The sequence below is a fragment of the Bacillus sp. TL12 genome, assembly GCF_022625245.1.
Classification (GTDB): Bacteria; Bacillota; Bacilli; order Bacillales; family Bacillaceae_G; genus Bacillus_A.
The window spans coordinates 1-21,108 of the sequence record NZ_JAJJBY010000033.1; the positions used below are offsets into that span (position 1 = coordinate 1).

Annotated in this window: 21 protein-coding genes; all 21 read right to left on the bottom strand. The window is 36.6% G+C overall.

Translation table 11 applies throughout. The features are described from left to right. Window positions 1-7: 7 nt before the first annotated feature. The 21 genes from LOK41_RS22365 to LOK41_RS22460 all read right to left on the bottom strand — a co-directional run bounded on the left by LOK41_RS22365 (window position 8) and on the right by LOK41_RS22460 (window position 21,081). Window positions 8-820 (bottom strand): hypothetical protein, encoded by an 813-nt coding sequence (locus LOK41_RS22365; RefSeq protein ID WP_241818357.1) that lies wholly within the window; start codon window positions 818-820, stop codon window positions 8-10. A gap of 2 nt (window positions 821-822) precedes the next feature. Further along, window positions 823-3,477 carry a type IA DNA topoisomerase gene (locus tag LOK41_RS22370; RefSeq protein ID WP_241818358.1) on the bottom strand — a complete coding sequence of 885 codons (2,655 nt, stop codon included), beginning with the start codon at window positions 3,475-3,477 and terminating at the stop codon, window positions 823-825. Window positions 3,478-3,507: 30 nt separating this feature from the next. Beyond that, window positions 3,508-3,630, bottom strand: coding sequence for a hypothetical protein (locus LOK41_RS29020; RefSeq protein ID WP_255299145.1), 123 nt, complete (start codon window positions 3,628-3,630; stop codon window positions 3,508-3,510). Further along, window positions 3,627-3,815, bottom strand: coding sequence for a hypothetical protein (locus LOK41_RS22375; protein WP_187427796.1), 189 nt, complete (start codon window positions 3,813-3,815; stop codon window positions 3,627-3,629). The genes LOK41_RS29020 and LOK41_RS22375 overlap by 4 nt, the downstream gene beginning before the upstream one ends. A 68-nt stretch (window positions 3,816-3,883) precedes the next feature. Beyond that, window positions 3,884-4,882 carry a hypothetical protein gene (locus LOK41_RS22380; protein WP_241818359.1) on the bottom strand — a complete coding sequence of 333 codons (999 nt, stop codon included), beginning with the start codon at window positions 4,880-4,882 and terminating at the stop codon, window positions 3,884-3,886. Between the two features lie 94 nt (window positions 4,883-4,976). Continuing rightward, complete coding sequence (locus LOK41_RS22385; RefSeq protein WP_241818360.1) at window positions 4,977-6,791, bottom strand: ImmA/IrrE family metallo-endopeptidase; 1,815 nt, start codon at window positions 6,789-6,791, stop codon at window positions 4,977-4,979. After that, window positions 6,784-7,065, bottom strand: a complete 282-nt coding sequence (locus LOK41_RS22390; RefSeq protein ID WP_174104021.1) for a hypothetical protein — start codon at window positions 7,063-7,065, stop codon at window positions 6,784-6,786. The genes LOK41_RS22385 and LOK41_RS22390 overlap by 8 nt, the downstream gene beginning before the upstream one ends. Before the next feature lie 64 nt (window positions 7,066-7,129). Further along, window positions 7,130-7,594, bottom strand: a complete 465-nt coding sequence (locus LOK41_RS22395; RefSeq protein ID WP_241818361.1) for a hypothetical protein — start codon at window positions 7,592-7,594, stop codon at window positions 7,130-7,132. Next, entirely contained in the window at window positions 7,591-8,799 is a 1,209-nt protein-coding gene (gene mobP2 / locus LOK41_RS22400) for a MobP2 family relaxase (RefSeq protein WP_241818362.1), read from the bottom strand. The genes LOK41_RS22395 and mobP2 overlap by 4 nt, the downstream gene beginning before the upstream one ends. Beyond that, the gene (locus tag LOK41_RS22405; RefSeq protein ID WP_241818363.1) at window positions 8,796-9,053 is read right to left on the bottom strand and encodes a hypothetical protein; all 258 of its coding nucleotides are present in this window, start codon (window positions 9,051-9,053) and stop codon (window positions 8,796-8,798) included. The genes mobP2 and LOK41_RS22405 overlap by 4 nt, the downstream gene beginning before the upstream one ends. Before the next feature lie 357 nt (window positions 9,054-9,410). Next, on the bottom strand, window positions 9,411-10,184 hold the full coding sequence (locus tag LOK41_RS22410; RefSeq protein WP_241818364.1) for a hypothetical protein: 774 nt from the start codon (window positions 10,182-10,184) through the stop codon (window positions 9,411-9,413). A 21-nt stretch (window positions 10,185-10,205) separates the two neighbouring features. After that, the gene (locus LOK41_RS22415; RefSeq protein WP_241818365.1) at window positions 10,206-10,805 is read right to left on the bottom strand and encodes a MerR family transcriptional regulator; all 600 of its coding nucleotides are present in this window, start codon (window positions 10,803-10,805) and stop codon (window positions 10,206-10,208) included. A 49-nt stretch (window positions 10,806-10,854) separates the two neighbouring features. Next, window positions 10,855-11,976: a bifunctional lytic transglycosylase/C40 family peptidase gene (locus tag LOK41_RS22420; RefSeq protein ID WP_241818366.1), complete on the bottom strand. Its 1,122-nt coding sequence runs from the start codon at window positions 11,974-11,976 to the stop codon at window positions 10,855-10,857. A 3-nt stretch (window positions 11,977-11,979) separates the two neighbouring features. Continuing rightward, a complete protein-coding gene (locus LOK41_RS22425; RefSeq protein ID WP_241818367.1) occupies window positions 11,980-13,920 on the bottom strand; it encodes a VirB4 family type IV secretion system protein in 1,941 nt (646 codons plus the stop codon). A gap of 9 nt (window positions 13,921-13,929) precedes the next feature. Further along, window positions 13,930-14,781 (bottom strand): hypothetical protein, encoded by an 852-nt coding sequence (locus tag LOK41_RS22430; RefSeq protein WP_241818368.1) that lies wholly within the window; start codon window positions 14,779-14,781, stop codon window positions 13,930-13,932. Between the two features lie 13 nt (window positions 14,782-14,794). Then, the gene (locus LOK41_RS22435; RefSeq protein ID WP_241818369.1) at window positions 14,795-15,085 is read right to left on the bottom strand and encodes a DUF5592 family protein; all 291 of its coding nucleotides are present in this window, start codon (window positions 15,083-15,085) and stop codon (window positions 14,795-14,797) included. 20 nt (window positions 15,086-15,105) lie between these two features. Then, window positions 15,106-15,522: a hypothetical protein gene (locus LOK41_RS22440; RefSeq protein ID WP_241818370.1), complete on the bottom strand. Its 417-nt coding sequence runs from the start codon at window positions 15,520-15,522 to the stop codon at window positions 15,106-15,108. 74 nt (window positions 15,523-15,596) lie between these two features. Beyond that, window positions 15,597-17,621 (bottom strand): pLS20_p028 family conjugation system transmembrane protein, encoded by a 2,025-nt coding sequence (locus tag LOK41_RS22445; protein WP_241818371.1) that lies wholly within the window; start codon window positions 17,619-17,621, stop codon window positions 15,597-15,599. Window positions 17,622-17,639: 18 nt separating this feature from the next. Beyond that, window positions 17,640-17,840, bottom strand: coding sequence for a hypothetical protein (locus LOK41_RS22450; protein ID WP_241818372.1), 201 nt, complete (start codon window positions 17,838-17,840; stop codon window positions 17,640-17,642). Continuing rightward, the gene (locus tag LOK41_RS22455) at window positions 17,840-20,554 is read right to left on the bottom strand and encodes a VirD4-like conjugal transfer protein, CD1115 family (protein ID WP_241818373.1); all 2,715 of its coding nucleotides are present in this window, start codon (window positions 20,552-20,554) and stop codon (window positions 17,840-17,842) included. Before LOK41_RS22455 ends, LOK41_RS22450 begins: the two co-directional genes overlap by 1 nt. 98 nt (window positions 20,555-20,652) lie before the next feature. Continuing rightward, entirely contained in the window at window positions 20,653-21,081 is a 429-nt protein-coding gene (locus LOK41_RS22460) for an ATP-binding protein (protein WP_241818374.1), read from the bottom strand. Between the last annotated feature and the right edge of the window lie 27 nt (window positions 21,082-21,108).

A 21,108-nucleotide genomic window follows, 5' to 3' on the forward strand; every position in this document is an offset into this window, starting at 1 on the left:
GTTTGTATCAGTTCTCTCCTATCGGTATCATATTCCCTATATTTTTGTCCTTTGGCTCTGTGAAAATATCAAATGGGTTTTTAGTAACCGTATAACAGCATAGCTTTTCATTCATCAACTTCATTACTTTTTGATTTTTTTCTATATAATAATTTTCAGTAAAACGAATCCAATCTACCACATTATCTTCATCAGTCGACGAGTATTGGAATAGCTTATTTTCTTCTAATTTACAAATTAAATGCTTCATTTCTTGTAAGGGTAGCATAATCTCAAATTCAGACGTGTGAAACTCCTTGTCTAGGTCGATCAACACCGTTATATCACAGCAACCTGAACCATATGAATGCATAACATCGCATGACCAATCAACAATCGATAACAAGGTTAATAGTTTATATTTGTGTATGGATCGCCCAAGATAGACGATGGGAATATGCACAGAATCTGATTGTAATAATGCTTTCATAATAATTGTTTGTTTAAGATCTAACATCGGTCTTTTTTTTGCTCTTACATGCTCTAATCGAGGTTCCAATTTGAGTAAAAGTTCATCCAAATGTGGCAAATTCTCTTCAGGTTTTTCCCTTTCTTCTAGAATATCTTGAAACTCCATTTCACCTTCTAGGTAATGTTCAAGAGTTTCTACGGTGAACAAGTTAGAAAGAAAACGATAATATCTATAGTCATGAAAAATTCTTCCTTGTAATGTTCTTTCTTCAAAAAATAAAATTTCTAACGGATCACAACTTGATTGAAGATTGATATTAAATTCTTTCATTTCTCTTATAAAATTCATAATACGTTCACTCTCTCTCATTTTTATTTGCCAAATAAGAATTTTAATCGTTTCTCTTGTGTGCTATAAGATAACCGAGCATCAAATTTCTTCCCATTATTTTTGGACTCAAATCCTTTGATTTGATCGGTCATATTCTTTTCTAATATTTTGATTACATTGTTACTACTAATTTTCTTTCCAGACACCACTCCTGGGATAATAAATTCACAAGTCTTTTTATATTGCTCACATAAGTAATGAGATTTCCCTACAAGGACTCGGCTCTTGCATAGCGGACATTTCCCTAGTGTACGATCCTCAATTGTTGGAAAACGGAACTTTAGTCCTTCCTTATCCAAATAGAGTGCCGCTGTAAATTCACCTTTTTCTCCTTTGAATCCTTGAATGAAGTCCGAACATTGTCCCTTAAGTATCTTTTTCATTTGAGAAGGAGGAATCGCTTTTTCTTTAATTTTTGCTGGCAACATGAACTTACAACCATTTTTATATGCTGTACATCCAAAAAATGTTTTCCGGTGAAGAATATCTCCCTTTTTACAATCTGGACACTTACCAAGAGAGAGCTCCTCTGTCGTTGGAAACTGGAATTGCACTTTTCCTTCTCGGAATACTAAATACGCTGAAAACTCTTTCTCACCAGTTTTAAAGCCTTTTAACAGATCCGTTTTCTTACCTTCAAATAGCTTTTTTATTTGTGCTTCAGGAATTGCCTTTTCTTTAATTTTCTTTGGCATACGGATCTCACACTCTGGATAATTACTACACCCATAGAAATTTCCTTTATGAAGGATTTTCCCCTTTTTACATGAGCAACGACACACTTCAATTTGTTGATTCCAATTCCGAATCATTTCGTCTGCTACTTTTTCATCCGTTTCTCCTAATTTTTCAACTGTATCTTTTACAAATGTATTCGTTTGTTCTACAAACTCACCGTATGGCATTTCTTTCTTTTCGATCATATGAATCATCCCTTCCATTTCAGCCGTATACGCTGGATTTTTGATTTCATCTATCGGAAATGTCTCTACAAATGCACGACCAATTTTCGTAGTACGAATTTGGCCATTGGTAATTGTGATGTAATTTCTCGTTGCGAGTTTTGGAATAAAGGTTTCTTCTGTCGCAACTGTTCCAATCCGTTTTCCCTTCATTAACTCTTTTAAATGGTCATCGTCCAACTTACGACCGGCGGTCTCCATAAACGTTAGAATAGAGCTCTCTGTATGGAATGCTGGCTTCTTAGTTTTCGACTGCATTAAATCATGTTTTACAACTTGAAAGTAGTCTCCTTCATATAAAAAAGGGATTTGAAAGCTTTCCACAGAACCCTCTTCCATGTCCTCATGAAATACGCTTAAAAACCCCTTCTCTTGAAGAACCTTCTCTTTCGCACTATATATATTTTCCTCTTGATCTATAAAATGTACCTCACGTACCAAATAAATAGCGGGTGGCATAAAGTTCCCAATAAATCGTTTTACAATGAGGTCATATAATTGAATTTCTAATGGTTTTCTATTGGTCCCGTCATATGGTTTTGTTGTCGGGATGATGGCAAAGTGACTATCTACCAATTCATCATTAAATGTGGCATGTTTGTCTGTAATGGTATGCGTATCTACAAGTTGAACCAGATCCGCATAATTGCTAGACTGTAAGGCTTGGAATACTTCTTGTACCCGGCTTACCTTTTCAGTCGGCAAATGCCTAGAGGAAGAACGGGGGTACGAAATCCACCCTTCTTCATATAAACTCTGAATATATTTTTTTGCGGTTTCTGCACTTACCTTTAATTTCACATGGGCATCTTTATACAGATCCGTTAAGTTATATAATAATTTCGGTTTCTTCTTCCTCGTATTCTCTTTAAACTCTGTTACCGTTAGTGCTGTACCAACTAATTTTTCACCAAGCTTTTGCAAAGGAGCCGGATCTAATAACTGATCTTCTGTCTTCATAACAGCTTCTAATCCATTATCTGTGATGAGTTTTAGATTGTAGTAGGTTTGTTCCTTATAATTCTCTATGGCTACCTCACGTTGCCAAATCTCATGTAACAGACACATTTGCACACGCCCCGTTGCCAATAAGAATTGATTTTTAGCAAGTTTCGTTGTACATCCTCTTGTCACATTGATTCCGAGAAGATAGTCTAGGTATTGCCTCGCTTTAGCGGAATTTGCAAGTCCGTCATAGTGTTCCCCTGGCTCTAATCGGTTCAACCCCGCCTCTAATTCTGCTGGCTCATACGAAGCAAGCCAAAGGCGAGATTGTCGTTTATTTACGCCCGCATATTCATACATTTCACGATAAATCAGCTCGCCCTCACGGTCTCCATCACATGCGTTGACCACATGATCTACATCCTGGCGTTGCAACAAATCTACTAGAATATTGATTTGTTCGATATAATCTTGCTTCACTTTGTATTCCGGCTCTAACAAAAGAGGCAAATGTTCAAATTTAAATTCTTTGTATCTCTCATCTATTTCTTCTGGATGCTTCAGCTCCAATAAATGACCGGAACACCAACTAATAATGTACTGATGGTTCTCAAAGTACCCAAAATAAGGTTTGCTCCCCATATGTTTCTCTGCATTTCTAAAACGTGGTGATTTCAATAATTCGTATGCAACTTTCGGCTTTTCCGCAATAAATAATGTTTTTCCCATTACCCATTCCTCCTCATGTATGTAACATCTTTAATTTTGACGCTTGATTCTCCGCATTTTGAAGCGTTTCATCACACATTGCCCCATCCATAAACAAATGTTCAATGCCACGACTACAAGCAACATACAACCAGCAAATAGCCATGGATTCATGACATCTTTCTCCATTCCCAATCTTTCTGCAAAAACACATACATTTGCTTTTTCTCTGACAATATTTCACGTGCCATTTGAATTTTTTCTTTTGGAAAAGAAATAAAAATCAATTCTTCAGCATTTTTTGTTTCCGCCCATACACCCGTATAGTCGATGTCTACAATTTCAACAATGTTTACCATTCTTTTCTCTCCTTTCGCTTTTAAAAAGAAGAAGAGCACTGTTTCACAGTACTCTCCTCAACCTATATCTATCTAGCATGTTCCATTTCCGCCTCTTTTGGCTGTTCGTTCTTTTTCACACCTTTAAACCGATGAAAAAGCTGTGCGAATTTATTTTGAATTTTTGGTTCTTTCTCCTGTTTCTCCTGGTTAGACTCTTTTTTACTATTTTTATCATATTCCTGTTTTTCTTGATCTAGGGCTTTTTCAATATTCGTCAGCTTTTCCCGCTGGGAATCTGTCAAGTTCAGCCCTTTCAATTCCTGAAGCGCTTCTTTCTTTAGCTTGTATACTTCAGGATAAGAATGTATTTTCTCGAATTCTTTCATTTCTTTGACACGTTCTTCCCTACTTTTGGAATACTTTTCTTCTTGTTTTTCTAGGGAAGTTTCTTTGTTCTCTTTTTTTTGTACCTGTTCTTTTTGATCGGATGACTTTTCTTTCTCACTTCCTAGCATTGCTAGTACTTCAATCTTATACTGTTCTTTATATTGTTTCTCTTCTTTGGAAGGAGCAATCTCTTCTAAAACTTGTTCCTTATATGACTCCTTATAAGCCTCTTTAGGCAATTCTTTAGGTATTACCACTTGATTTTTTTCATCTAATGGATCTAGAGATGGGAAAGACTGTTCTACTTGATTTTCCATCTTTTGATTGGCTATTTCATCCATTCTTTGCCGCTCAATCGCTCTTTCTTTTATCAAATTTTTCACCACATCAGACAACTGCTTCTCTCCTGTAAGTCGAAAAAAGGATTTCGACCAATTCTCACCATCTATTTCTTGTTCATATACTCTCACTTTCCCCGTATCATGATGAACATCAATTGTAATATCTCCTTGCCCCCAGTCCATTGCGCTTGTCACAGATGGAATCGCAAAACGAGTAACACCAGGTTCAACTCCTCTTCGTTTTTCATACATATTCCCTTCAGGAAACCTTTCTTTTTGTTTTCCAGTCATCTGAAGTGCTTGTTTATACAAAGCTTCTTTGATTTCTTCTTGCTTCAGTTGTTCTTGTATATTCATTTTTCGCTTCCTCCTTTATAATAAAAAATCACTTTTCGCTCTCTACGATAAGTGATGACATTATTTCATGATTTATTCGTAGGAAATCAATAGGTTATCGCTCCAATCCTATTTCCTGTTCCTTTTTCTTTGCAACATTTTGGAATTGTGCAAAGTTCGAGAATGGCTCAAATTGTTTTTCCCGATCAACCACTTTCGATTCGGTCTGCTTCGTAACCATAACCCCTTCTTTGTTCAACTTTTCCTGTACTTTACTTTCTAACTGATTAACAGATTCTTGGGTAATGAGTTCATTATCAATTGCTACATTTTTGGTTGCAAAATAACGCTCTTCCACTTGTACACGGCTTATAATACTGTCAATATCGTTCACCGTTTCATTAGATTGAGCCCGCTTAAATGCTTCATATTTTTCACTTAATTCTTTTTCCATCGAAGCCGTAACATGTTTAGCTGTGTGAGGAAGTGGATTTAATTTTTGTTCAAGAGAGCCAATGGGCGCATATCCTTCTTTCTTCATCTCTTTATACAATTCCACTTCTTTTTCACTAAATGATGGATTTTTTTGTTCCTCTGCTTTATCTACCAAAACACCACATCGTTCATCCTTTACTATTTCATCTAGGCTCATGATTGCATCCTTTTCATGTAGAAGAAACGATTGATTGCCTTTTCCGTCGAAGATGGAATTCTGAACTTTTTCATATACATCTGGTTTCAAAATGTTGTCTAAATAGACATTTTCTCGACTACCGCTTTTCTCCATTAAAGAAACATATAAGTCGTCTCGATCAGACTTATCAGGATTCCATACTGATAAGTAGTTGATTTCTTTTGTCACGGCATCCATCATGTGTATTCTTGCAACTTCCTCATCTTGTTTATCCTTATCCAAGACTTCAATCGTTACCAAATGAACAGGTGTTTCTTTTACATTTCCCATACTTTCCACCTCTTTTTCTTGTATTTGTTCTTTCTCTTTTTCCAAAATGTTTTCAATGGTTTCAATAAATTCAGTAGAAGTTTCATGTACTTCTTTTAGTAATTTTGATTTCTCTTTTAATTCTTTTCCTTGTGTCCAGTTGGCTAAGTATCCTAACGAATACTCGCTGGTATCAATTCCGAAATACGAAGAAACCGTATAAGCTGTCATTTCTGCTTGAAACTCTTTTTCAGGTGCCGTGTAATTCATGTGTGTTTCGGCTGTATGAAGTTTGGCATGCGCTAGCTCATGAAGGAGCGTTTTTACATTCTGTAATTCACTATTTCGTGGATTTAAAGCAACTTCTTTTGTTAGGGTATAGCTCACCCCCTTTGCAACCCCAAGCTCATGTTTCGGTTCAATAATTTTCACACCGTTCTTTTCTGCAATAGCTTCCATTCCTTTGTACAAACTCTTATAATCTTTCACAGTTCCTTCTAGCCAACGATTTGGAAAAATACGAGGTAAATCTTCCGCTTTCGCGTTCGTTTGTGACACATCGAATACATAGCCGACAGAAAAATATAAGCGACCTGGTTTCACTTCTACACTTTTAGATTCAATTTGCTTCTTCTCTTCTTCATTTGCCTTCGCAACGGGTTTCCAAGTACCATCTTTACCTTTGAATTTTGTTGTCGTCTGGTTCGGAACTAGAATCTGAATGCCTTTCTCACCTTTTTTAACGGAGAATCCTTTTTCTTTCCAAAAAGAAAAGGAACCCACGGCTCTGGATCCCTCAAATTGATTCTGTATTAATGCAATATTAGATGGTGAATAGCGATAAAACTTTGCCATAAATGACAAATATTCTTTTAAGTCTTCAGGTGTACGAAAATAACCCTCTATGCTCTTTTCCATCTTTTTTGTTAGTGCTACTACTTTTTGTTTTTTCTCTTCAAATGAAACAGGGGAACGCTTTTTACTCATTGTTTTCCGCTCCCTTTGATGAAGCTTCTATTAATTCATCCATCGTTTCTTCATTCCAGGTTTCTAAGTCTGTTGGAACACATATTTTATGAGTTTTCATGTTGATGGGAATCAGTAAATCATTTTCTGGAAGCTCAATATAATCAAATAACTCTTGTTCTTCCTCTTCTGTTAATGGGATTGTAATTTCTTGATTTGCGACGTGAAAAGTAACTTCTCTTTCGCCAATAGATTTTATGATTCCAAGTTCAATTTCTTCATGAAATAGTAACATTTCTTTTTCCCCTTTTCCTTTTAATTGTATTGATATTTCTTCCTCACAATCTCTTCAAGTAGCTCTATAGGTTCACCTCCTCAATTGGAACAAACACTTCTTTTGTTTGTCCCCTCGAAGCTTGATAATCCACCTTCTTTTGTCGTTTATGTGCAATTCTCTCCTCTACTACTTCTCTTATATGTTTTGTTGCTTCTGTTTCTGCAATATCAGTTGTACACACTCCTTGATACTGTTCATGTTCATAGATGCCATTCATAAACTCAATTAACATTTGTGTATTTTTATCAGCACTATTCGTTCCAAGTCGGATTTTTGTAAGTTCTTCTTTCAACACCTCATGAAGGTGCTTGGTCACGACTTCTGTAATATATCGAAGCGACCATTCTTGCTGTTTCGCTTCTTTATGTTCTTTAAAGATTTGCGCCAAAGCAACTCCGTTATATCTAATTTTATGTTCTTCTTTAAATGCCATAAGATAATCATCAGTTTCTTTTTCTAACTTTAGTACACGTCTTACCTTACTCATCGTTCATATCCCCTCTCATTTTGTTGTTGGATTTCTCTCTGAAGGCGTTCATAGTAACGTTGATTTTTCCAACTTTCATATTCACTTTTGAACGCACCTTCCATTTTTCTTAGCGCATACTGCATCGAAACATTTTGCTGAAAGTTTCTTCGCTCTCTGGGTTTTCGTTCTAACATTTTATCGATACGCTGACGTTCTTTATCGTATACTTTCATCTCTTGCAAAAATGCGTTACCCATTCGCTTATGAAGCTCTTCTATTTTATTCTCCTTATAATTTTCATATCGTTTCTTATCACTAGGGCCTTCTCCATACGCTCTCTTTAATACCTCCACTTCTTCATCTAACTTTTGAAGAAACTGTTTATAATCTTCCTTATGATGCTTCTCAACATATTTTTGCGTTAATGCATCCAAATGAGGGCGTAAAGGACGCAATGTATTGTAGCTATATTGCCATTGCCTTTTGTCTTCTGGTAAACGCTGATAAATAAATTTAAACAATGGCTTTAGTTCTCGATTGCGCCATGTGAATGTGGAATCTTCTTTCTTTTTCGCAACCATATTCTTTCGAATCAAATCATTAATCTGTTTTTGTTCCTGACCACGATCCATAATATTTTGAACAACTTTTCCTTTCATCGCATCCAATGTTTTTTGTTTTCGCTTCCCACGATCTCTCGTTGGAAATGGCTCAACAGTTGCGACATGAATATGAAGGTTATCCGTATTATAGTGAATTGCTCCTGACCAAATCGCTGTATGTTCTAACTTTTCTCTTTTTAACATTTCTTTCATTGCTAATCGGGTAACATCCATTAATTTTGTTTCATCTACAGTACGTGTTCTAGGATCATACACACCATGTTCAGCGAGCCAATGATTATCAAACGTGATGACATCTTGCCACATAATACTTTTATTCTTTTGAGCGAGCTGAAACATCTTTTTGAGGTCTTTCTTTTCATTTTCCTTTAAACCGTTACTATGCTCTGTGAAGAGGGAAGATGCCTTCTCTGCATCTCCCATATAATCCTGATACAGAGAAAACATTTTCTGATGTGCTTCCCCTTCTCTCTTCGCATCTTCTCGGTCGACATACTCCACATAATCCTGAAATGTTTTTCCATCCGCCGTAACAAAACGAGACACAGTCACAACACCAGGCGTCACCGTTGCTTGTGAAGGACTTGTTGATTGACTCATACTTCATCATCCTGCGTCATCATTTGTAAAAAGGCATTCATTTCTTTTACAGCTTCGAAACAACTTTCCATCGCATAGATATTTTTTTCTAGCAACTGTTGAAGATACAATTCACGATTTTGTTGTTCACGGTAAAACGCCAATGTTTCTATTTGTCCTTTTAAAAATTCCTGTCTTGAAATGTTTTTCTTCTTTGCAATTTCATCTAATCTTTTGATCGCAACTGGACTCAAATTTCGGATTTTAATGTCCATCTGTTATTTCGCCTCCATTCGTTCAGAACACTACACCCAAGAGTGAGAAGAGCATAAGGGATTTTTGCCCCCACCGAGGGTGTGGGACTAGGCAAAGCCTAGTAAAATCGTGGGGTCATGAAAGTCTTTCGAAAGTACACTCAAGGTACAGTCAATATCTTCCAAAGTTTAGTCAAGGTACACTAAAAATCTATTAAAAGTGCACTCAAGGTACACCTAAAAACCCTGAAAGTACATTCAAGGTACACTACACTTTTTTCACGAACGCTCTACATCTTTTGCTTTCTCATCTAATTTTTTAATCTTTTCTTTCACTTGACCTTGCTCCCATTTGTATAGTTCAACCTTCTCTTTTGACTAGCTAATATTCGTTTCTTTTGAGTTAATTTTTGCGTCGGTTTCCATTTTTTCCGTTTCAGTTTGGTACTTAGAATCGTTCTTCCATTCCGTGATTTGCTTTTGCCATTCTGTTTGCTTAGACGTTTCTTGTTTCATGGCTTCATCGTATTGTTTTACTTTTTCTTTTAATATTTTTTGTTCCATACCGATAAACACTTTCGCATAATCACCTTTACTCTTTTGTGAAATACCCTCTTCTATTTCTGTTTTCTTTTGATCGGAGAAGAATGATTTTAAGAATGTTTGCTTTTCATCTTCTTTTGAAGTTTCGCTTTCTCCTTCAGCCTTTTGCTTTGTCTCTACTGTTACATCTCGATTATTTTTTTCAAATACATCGAGCGCAACTGCTTGCCATTTTGGAGATAGTTCTTTCACTTGTACAACCATATTTTCATCATCTTGGTACACCACTTTTACTGGTAATTGAAGATTCGGATTTGCTTTTTCTTGTGCCTGGAACTGATACTTTTCTCCATCTCCTCCCTCTACATGAAGATACATCTCTACTGTATGAGAAGCTGGATCATACGCTCTTTTCTCGATCGTCATGGTTCGATTTCCAAATAACGTAACCGGCTTTTTCAGCTCTGTATGATAGACTGGTTCTTCATAGGGTAAATATAATTTCGAAGTAAAAAAGCCAAAAAAACCAAAAAACATAAATCCTACAATCAATCCATATATCCATGATTTTTTACGTCTTAAATTCACACCATTATTTACAACTTCCATTTACTCAACACCTCACTTTTTTTAAGATGTAACGATTTGAACTGCTAGTTCTTCTACATTGGTTATTTGCCAACTCTCTTGATTTTTTTGCACCGTTACTTTCATCACATTTTTCGTTTTATCCGTTGTTCCATTCGCACCAATCGTCACGGTATTTTGAAATTCTGCGATCACTTCTATCTGAGAAGCACCAATTTTATAGTCTTGTAAATATAACTTCATATCAGATGGCTTAGATACGTATGTGTCCTCCATTTCAAATGTATCCGTTGGATAAAAGAGCTGAAACACTTCATCCTTCATTAATTTTTTTGCTTGTTCTCTTCGTCCTTCATACCCCTGCTTTTCTCGATGAAAGGATAACTGAATAAACTTCTCGACTGCCGAAAGATACGATTGTCGCTCTTGTTCTTGTTCCGAAGGAAGTGTTCCTTTTACTTTCTTTTTCAGCTCCTCATTTTCAGTTTGTAACACCTGGTTACGAACTTTTAATTGCTTTACATTACCCGTTTCATCGTTACGAGAATACAAAAAGATGTTCAAAAAAGTAACGCCTGCAATAACAATCGCAAGCGTTACAAACCAGACTTTTCTTTTATCTTTTTCATTCGTTTCACTCACTCATTCCGCCTCCTTAACTTGTAATCTCCTATCCAGTTTTGTTATCATTTTAGAAACGTCTTACATGCCCTTTAAAGACCCGACTCCAATATGGATTCGATAGATTTTCGATTGAAACTCCTTTATTCGTTTGACAACCAATGAATGTATTCTGGTCAATGACAATCCCAACATGACCATCGTGTTTATACGTATCAAAGAAAATAACATCACCAGCTTTCATTTCCATTGGTGAAATTTGTGTACCAATTTTATTCAAAGTTTCTGTACTCACCAGTCCCACAGAACCCACATTCATCCCCACTTGTTCAAATGCCCAGCGGACAAAACTTGAACAATCAAATATACCTACAGCAATTTCAGATTGTTTTCGTCCACCACCAAATACATACGTAGAACGTCCAATCCATTGACGCCCTACATCAGCAACTTGCGAGCCAGAAGAACCGCCTCCTGCGCTTCCTCCACCGCCATTTACGGGTACGCCAGGTATATAATATTTCAGCACCGCATCAACATATAAGGCGTCGCCATAACATGCCCCATAGGGTATCATTTCAGGTCTTACACAACGATATATACCCGTATGTTTTACTTTCTGATATGTTTCTGCGGAGAACTGAATCGCTAATTCTTTTGTGTACTTCCCACCGTTTTTTGCAATAAAATCAAAGAATCCCGTTCCAAAGTTGTAAGCCTGCAAAGCGGTTTTAATGTGATCCATATCACCTGGTCCCGTAACTCCCGCTCGCTCAATTGCATGCTTAAATTCTTGTACTCCCGCCCAAATAGAGTAATCAGGATCCGTAATACAGTTTGGTGCTTTACAATACTTTGTGTTATATGCTCCTTCAGAAGATTGCATAGGATCCAGTCCACGTCCGCCACTCTCCTGCATCATTTGAGCCAACATTAATGGAACAAACGCTTCTACACCAAATTCCTGCGCATACTTCCGAATGGTAGGTTCCCATTTCAACACTTCAGCCGAAACATTTGCTGTCCCCATACCACCCTGTGGGTATGTAATATCCCCTTGTTTTTTATTCCCTTCCATCCCACCGATTAGTGTCATTGTAGCTCCTATAAGAAAGGTCCCAAGAAGAAAAAGTAGACTAAGAGCAATCACAATGAGCCACTTTTTCGGAATTATCTTCAGTACAAGATGCATGAATTATGCCCCTCCTCCAAATACAGCTAACTCTTCTTCTGTCACATCGACTTTAAATAAAATATTCTTTACGGCACTGATACATAAGAGCACATCTCCTGTTGGTAAAAATGGTATTTCATTCAGTTCACTTGTACTGATTTGTCCCGCAAACACTCGTCGTAACATATCTAGGTTGTTGCTGTCTTGTTGCATAATAAATTTGTACTGCGTAAGCTCAAAGAGTGTCTTAATTTTTTCTACTGCTGCCACACTTGCATCCTCTGGCACAAAGTCTCGGATAGAATGACTTGCAAATACAATCCCTGCAAAATATTTACGTGCTTCTCGACTAAACTTAATCGTGAAATCCACCGCATGTTGACTACGTTCACTCGTATTAATCAAATGATGGGCTTCATCCATGATAATGAGATAACGAATCACATCTTCAAATTGTATTTCTTTTCTATCAAAGGCTTTCCACTGTGGCAATCCGTTTTCTAACATCTCATCCCACATCAAGTTCATCACACTGAAAATCTGTGCTTGATAGATTTCTTCTTTTAAACTCATGAGATGGCGCAATGAAAAAAAGACGATTTGCTCTTTAGAGAAATCTTCTATCGTGGAAATACCGTTAAATAAATGTCTATAATTGTCTACTAAATTAATAAGGTTTAATTCAATCAGTTCTAGCCGTTCCTTACGAGTCGGACTCACATTAGAACGGTATATTCCTTCCTTTATATCTTCATATAATTCTGTACGAACAAAATGTAAATAATCGGAGAAAATCGGATATTCCTTTGCTGGTAAACTCGTAATATGATTGACAGCTCCTGATTCATCACTCCATAATTTCTTAGCTACATACATTTTACGCAGTAAATTCTCATACTCCTTAATTTCATCATCTTTTGCTTCTGGCGCAATAAAGCGATAAAAGATACTCATTTTAGATAAATGCTGGGTAAACGAACCTTCTTCTGTTTTAGCCGTTTTATATACTTGAAGCGGATTGATTTGTCCTTGCGATCCATCTAATGCAATTTGCTTCCCGTTATACTCTTGCACAATATCTTCAAACTCACCTGTAATATCAAACCCACGAATCTTATATCCCTTCATTGCATTATCACTCATAATTTTTTTCAATAAGGTTGACTTGCCGGCTCCCATTTTACCAATTACAACACCGTTATAACTCTTTCGTTGTTTATCTTTATGGAACAAATCAAAAATGACACTCCCTTTTGTTTTGGTCGTGCCATAGTAAATCCCATATGGATCATTTAGAAAGGTAAAATGAAATGGAAACCCTCCCGCTAAAGAAAGAGCCGGTATTTCTTTCCCATTTCGTTTATTGATATATTTCTTTTGCATCTCGAAGCTTGATGTAAGGGATGCCCATTCATATTCTTGTTCATTTAAAAAGATGGCACCTCTAAAGTTGTACAACTCAAGTGTTTCCATGACTTCTTTTGCTTGTTTTTCTAACTCTGTCATCGTTCGTGCTGAAATATAAATGCGCAAATGTACTCGCTTCAGCACCTCTCCTTTGGATACTTGTTGATATAACGTTTCTAACTCACTAAACTGTTGTTCCGCTTCAATTCGTTCGATATTATCTTTAGCGTTCGCATGTCTAACGCTTTGTTCTGCCATTGATTTATTAATCGCTTCAACCACAACTTTTCGGCTATCACTGATAATGTCAAGTGTTGTAATAACATTCGGCATATTCATAATAGGCTCTTGCCAAAAATCATTTACCGTTGTCTGATACCCGTATACATGAATGCAAGTTTGTAATCCATCTCCACCTTGAACATATACTTCTTTAAATTGAATGCCCCCTTGCGGTTGAATCTGGGAAACGAATTCCTTATTGATTTGTTTCTTTTCTTTTTTCTCTTCTTTCTTTTGCTTTCTTTTTAAAAAATTAAGTACAGACACATTCATCACCTCTTCTTATTTTTTCATACCAATTTTTGAATTTTGATTATGCAATTTATATAAAATTTCTATTTTCTTTTCCTCTTCCATTTCTAACAATGGTATGCATCGTTGTAAGTACCGTTTTGACGATTCCACCCGCTCTTTCACAACAAATTCGTTCTCACCATACACAAATAAAAAGTACTCCCGGTTTGTGCGCCCCCACTCTAAATACTGAAGTTCTTTCAATTTTTGTACGAGGAAGCGTTCATATAACGGATTCTGGCATGTTTCAATTTTCTTCAGTAGAAAACGTTGTTGTCGTTCTGTAGAAACTGGAAAATTCATAGATACAATCTTGATGGACTCTTGGTATGATTGATAATAATGTGCAAGGTGATAAATCGCATATTCTGCCTCTTCTTCGTTCATCGAATAAATATCCGTACCCTGGATCTGTAAGATATCTACAAAACCTTGTTCTTCTCGAAATTCAAAGACCCCTGATTCTGTCATATCAATAATCGGAATCACCTCAGCAATACTCTTTTTGATATGAGGTGGCTTCTCTTTCTTTTTGGCTTTCTTCTCTTTTTCTGTCTTCCCTTTGCTTCCCGAATCCTCGTCAATCTTCGCTGTTTTTTTCACAACATCTTTTTTCTTTTTTCCAAGATGTTGCATCAAGTTTTTCTTCTTTTTCTTTACCGGCATTTCTTCTTCTCTCAAAGGAGCAACCGTTGGTTGTGCTTCTTTCTTTTCCTGAAATCCTTTGATTTTTACGACTCCCCCTGGCTTTTTTTCTTGCTTTGGCAATTGCGGAGACGGCTTGGCTTCGCTCTTCTTTCCTACTCCGTTATTCATTTCTTTTTCATTGAATAATGCCATTCCATTTCCTCCTTTAGTCTTGTTCCTGGTCAATTGCACAATACGTAGAGCGTTTTCGAGCTAACATAATAAACAGTACCTCAAACATCCGTTTTTGCGGGTTTGTACTGGGACGGACAATTAAAAGGACTCCTACGATCAACATAAAAATATAATAGGGAATTTGAAACATCGGATGCACCAAGGGCTTGGTTGTCATGGTGAAAACCACAAGTCCTATAATAAACAGTAGGTCAAAAAGAAATAGCACTTTGTTAATCTTTAATTCGGTTCGTATTTCCTTTGGAATGCGATAGTTCGCCATTTACATTACCTCCCCACGAATCATGAAATTTGAGCATATATCTTACTTTCTTTCTCTAGAAATTTTTCAATTACATGCAACATTTTCAAACTCACTTCTTCTGCGTCACTCCGTTGTTTAAATGCATACACGCCCTCTTGAAAATCAAACCTTTTAGGTAATAACCTCATGAGAGTTTCCATTGAATCTTTATTTCGTAGGAAATCCATTCTTCTTTCCTCTTCTAAGCTAAGAATTGACACATTCCATTTGGAGTTTACTATCCAACTCGTTAAAAAATCTCTTCGACTTGTATACAGAACCGGATCATACTTTTTTACAAGTTCTTGTATACGTGATTCAAACAATGGATCCTCATATTTCACTTTCACATGAACTTCATAAGGTGAAAGAGAACCTTTATTCACTTTGATCTGCGTTGCAACTTGATAATTCATAGCTGTAACCTCCAGAATTAGATTCTAAGACCGAAAAAAAATAAGCATTCCATGTATGCTTACTGTGTTGTAACCTATGCATCTTTTCTACGATTTTTGGGTGGATTCTGATTGGTATTTTGCCCTTCATTCTTATCTTTTCGTTTGTTTCGCAAGCCCTCTCCTGTATTTTGTCCAAGCTGATAAGAACGTCTTGTCTTTTGTACGGTTGGAGAATTATGAAATGCATTAGAAAGACGCTCTTTTGCATATTGCCCAATTGTACGGTTTTCTCTTTGCGGTGCTGGAATATCCTCTGTAGAAGTTGGTTCTGTATCTACCGGACGAGATGAACCAGAAGAGCTTTCACCACTTGAAACTGTTCCGTTATGGCTTGGTTGAGATGGTTCTGATGCACTTGATGGTGCTCCACTACTACTTGGTTGAGATCCGCCTGATACACGTAATGGCGCACCGTTATTACCATTCACACGAGTTGGATTCTCACTTGCATTCTTCTTATTTTGAGAAGGTGTAATCCCTTGCGTTTTGGAACCATTCGCTCCTCCTGCTGTGCTTTTTGTTAAATTAGCTGAAGATCCACGTTCTCCATTTTGAGCATCTTTATCAAAACCGGATGATTTGATTTCATCTTGCAAGGACACAGCGCCGTTATCTGCCTCGCCTTGGGACGCTTGATTATTTTCTTTTCCATAACTGGATTGATCTATTTCATTTTGTAAAGTTGCATTATCAGTTCCAGTTGCGCCGCCCTCGGCACCGCTTTGTTTTTCCTTACTTTCCGTTCCATTTTCCTTACCTTTTTGTTCTTTAGATTGCTTCTGATTTTCTTGTTCACTACCACTTGTTTTCCCTGCATTTTTATAGCCACTTACAACACCTGTGACACCTGCACCGACTTGTAATGCACCACTTCCTGCACGTTTGAACATACCAGCCGCTTTGGATGCCATATTACTAGTTGCTTTACTAAGCCCTTTTCCAAGTGCGTATCCACCGGCAACGACTCCCCAACCATTTTTCAGTCCTGCGTCAATACCAAAAAGACGTTCACAAATGACGGGACCATCTACAACCGCAAGGCTTAAACAAATTAAAGCCACGACATAAGCGATTCCATTTACATTTTCATGAATATAGTTCATACCAATGAGATAGAGCTTTAATGAAAGGAAAATCATAATCATGATAAGAAACGCATTTAAAATATTCATCAAGATATGCTTTGTTTTTTGTCCGTTAGCCACGTCTGCTGGTGCAACTAAGTTTGCTAGAATGTAGCTAAAGGCTAGTTCAAAGCATAATTTTCCTAATTTGATTGCTGTAAATAGTAATGTCATCCCAATTACAAATAAAGAGGGAGCAATTTTCCAGAACTCCCAGTCCCAGCGATAATATTTATCTGGCCAAAAATCAAACCAACCATTTTTCAAATCTATAAGAACTTCTTTTCCATCTGGTGCAACACTGAGTTTCTTTTCTAAAACTGCCTTCCCCTTATCTGTTAATTCTTTATCCTTGCTAATCTTAAAATCTTTATCAATTTTTTCTAAAATATCAATTCTTCTAATGTTCTCTTGTGAAATTTTATTAGGCTCTTTCAGTTTTGTAGTTTTCCATTCTCCTATATCAAATTGCGCTACATCTGTAAGACCCTCTTTTATAATCTTTTCACTTGTAGTTCCATCCCCTTTGAGATCTACTGCCTTAATTGCCTTATCTGTAAATTTATCCGCTTGCATCATCGCCGTACTTAGTAGCACAATTACACCCATACTGATAAAGACGTTCACTGCAATCTGTTCACGATTTGTTTTCCGATTGAATATTAACGTGTATCCGATATAAATGAGCGAAAACGCAAATAACACATAAAAGAGAGGCTGAAAGTCTCGCACAAAAGATTGTATTTCTTCTGAAGCAAACAATGTTTTGACTAACAAAATTTTATCTGTAATCCCCTCTAATGCATCCACCAGATACGATAACCCTAAAATAATCATCCAACCAATCGAACGGAGAATATAATTCGTAAACCCACCAATTTCTAAGTACTCACTAAATGTTTTTAGTATTTCTAAGACTTTCTCATCATTCATGATTTCACCCGCTTTCTCTTAGGCTTCAAATACTTCTTGTATCGTCAAATCAAGATATTCATCCAATTCGTCTACTCGTATCACAATGGGAGCTTCATCAGCTTCTCCCGGTTGTAACACTACAACGCCATTTCTAAGTCCAATCATCACTTCTCTCCCCGCTATTACTTGATTCCCATAAACTTGTAAAATTTGTTGTAAGGAATTGGTTACCTCCATCACACTTCCTCCTTCACACCTTTTTTTTCTAATAAACTATCCATAACTTCGCGGTATTTCCCATTAATCAAACGATACGTATTCTTATCAATTTGTTCTGTCATTGCTAATATTTTTAGATCTTCAATAAAATTTTCCATTGTACTTGCTTGAATATCCGCTAATGGTCTATTCCATTGCCTCATACATTTTTTTTCAATCACATTCCAAATGGAGCGATGTGTTTCGAAGAATTCTTCCGCTGTTTTTTGTTTCCAATTTTCTAAAGTTAGTGGTTCAAATACATGAGCTGATTCTGCTACTACGACAGATTCTGATGAATATGCTTCTTCAGGAATTTCACTCTCTTCATCAATATCCGCAAATTGTGGTTCCTTAGGCTCTTCTTCTCTAGGCGTAGGCACAGGTTCTGGTTCAGATCCTGGTACAATTTGTTTTGGCTCTTCTGGTTGCGCCGTTGGCTCCTCTTCTTGTTTTGGGAAGAAATCAATTATGAGATCCCTTGGATTCACATATTCATGTAAAGAACGAATGTCAATATCTAAAATGGATTGATCCGTATCAAAGTCATCCCCTAAGTACTCCCAACGGTATTTCATGACCGTTTTTCCTCGGTTCAGGATGGGAAACGGCTCTATCTTTTCAAACTTATTATCCCGACGCTTCATAAAGCGTATCACTGCACTTTCTCCTTCTTGGAACCTCATTAACTCTGTTGGCGTTAATAATGGTTTCGTATCAATCCCTTCTGTCTTACTCTTATCAATTGATAATCCTTTTCCACTTCGAGATAATGAATTGATTGTTTGATTCCCTAACTTTTCGGATATTTCTTTTGCGGTTTCTTTATTACCCGATTGAATATAAATTTGATTCCCGCAATTGTCTTGAATGGTGGTACTTGCGTCTCCATATTTCATCTTTAACTGTGGAAGAGCTTGCACGATTAGGTTAAAACGGATATTACGCCCCAAACAAACTGTAACGATATTCCCCATATCATCAATTGCAGGCATATTTCCAAATTCATCCAATAAATACACAACTTCTCTATGACACTTCCCACCACGAGCTAAACCAGCATACTTGGAGAGCACAAAATATAGCTGTCTAATAAAGATTGAGGCAATGACATGATTACTAGAATCATAGTCTGGAACAATCATAAAGACCGCAATTGGTTTTTCAAAAATAACAATTTCATCAATTTGTAAGCCATCTTGTTTCTCGACAACCTTGAATGTTGTTTCTCCTGTATCCTTGTTGATTGTTTGGATTTCTACAATCATTTTCTTCTTCGTTTTACTCTCCATTACATGGATGCGCTGACCTTTTTTTACGTTTTGTTGGAAATTCAGTTCAAAACGCCCTTCTGTATCTGTTTTGATACTTTCTTTCGAACCATCCGGGAAGATAATCTGTACACGTACCCTTGGTGTTCCTTTTCCTTGCAAGCTTTTCCCAAAGCCTATTCGTTTTAAGTCAATACTATTACAGGATGTCATTTTCGCTATGCCATCAAAAGTAAAGATGGACAATTTACTCATTGTGGTACTAAAGATACTTCCTCGTGTTGTCCCGCCTTTTGCGAAACTAGAAGTTGCATATTGCATCTTCGCAACACTCTCAGCGAGAAGCATTTCAAAATATATATCTAATGCATTTTGTGTATTTCCTTTTGCATCAATTACAATTTCTTTGGAACCAAGCTCCGATAACATATTTGCGACTGCATACATCGAAATTTTATCCTCTGTCTTTTCCTGGATACATTTATCTATAACCGCTAAGATTAATGCATTACATAAACTCATCGCACTGTCATTCCAAAATGGATCTTTCACATTTGGATTGTAGTAAAGTGAAAATGATAATGTATTACAAAGGGTCTGAGCTGTTGCTGTATCACCTTGTTTATAGGCATCTTTGATAAGCTGAAGCAAATTGTAGCTCATCGACTCTAGCGGGTTAATTAAATTTAAAACTTCAATATGGAAGCCTCGTTTTTCCAGCGTTTTTTTTGAAGCCGCCAGCAATTCCCCCTTCGGATCATTCACGATTAAAGACGGCTGGATTTCAGCACGAGAATAGGCATCAATTGTTGGAAATACATAGGTTTCCCCTTTACCAGACCTCGTTGTTCCGATGATTAAATTACTAACAGCTCCATCATCAATTAATAAACGACCGGCCTTTGCGCTATCTTTTAACTTTTTCATTTCTTGCCATTTTTCCATCCCTTTTGCTTCCATCACTTTTTTCGCTTGCTGTAAAATGGATTTCCATGAAATCTCATCATACCTAGAGATGACCACACCACCTTTTCCTTCATATCGTTCTGTTTTCTCTGGAATTGAGCGATATTGCCTTTTCACCTCATCAAGTGTTGCAAAACGAGAAGAATCTTTTTGATTCTGATTTAAATCTTTAAAACTCGAGCGAATCTTGTAGGTAAATTGCATGGTACATACACTCGCAATCAGGAATAATGCCAAATAAAGTAACAACGGATGTTGAAAGGTATATAGATCCTCTATCCCGATATGAAAAGGCTTTGGATGTACTAAGTCTGAAAATGTTGTCTTCACCAGTTCTACGATGACGTTCCCCAGAAAATTTACAATCAAAAAAATTCCACTAAACAAAAAAGCACTCATTGGGATGAGTACCTTCCATTCAGCTAATTTGTATTTCAATGGTGCTTTTTGATGCACATTGTCCCCTCCTTTTTAGAAAATAAAAGAGCTGGTTGAAGGTTCAACCAGCTTACTATCTTTTCTAAACAAAATCCTAATTTGTACTTAAAAAGTATTCATCGATTAAGCATGATGAATTGAGGAAATTCAATATCAATTTCTATTGGTGGTAATGTTTGAAAACTTGCTATGATTTTTGTGTTCGCTTCTTTCATTTGTTGTAAAAATGATACAAATCCATTTACTTCTTCAGCAAATAAATAAGATGTTTCATCAATTATTACAAAGTCATATTGTTTAACTAAATCGATGATTTTTTTGCTCAATTTCACTTTCGGACAGTCCGGATTGCATAGGTTTATTACATCTAACTTATCTCCTTCAAACGATTCTTTAAGATCTTCATACTCACCAATAAAGTCTAAAACCACTACGTTATCCAACTTGGTAGCAAGTTCTTTTAAAATTTTTGTTTTACCTGTACCAATGCGACCAACAATCTTTAAATTTTCATTTATGTTCAATATCTCATTTGTTTGGAACATGTTATATCCCCCTTTTATATCATTCCT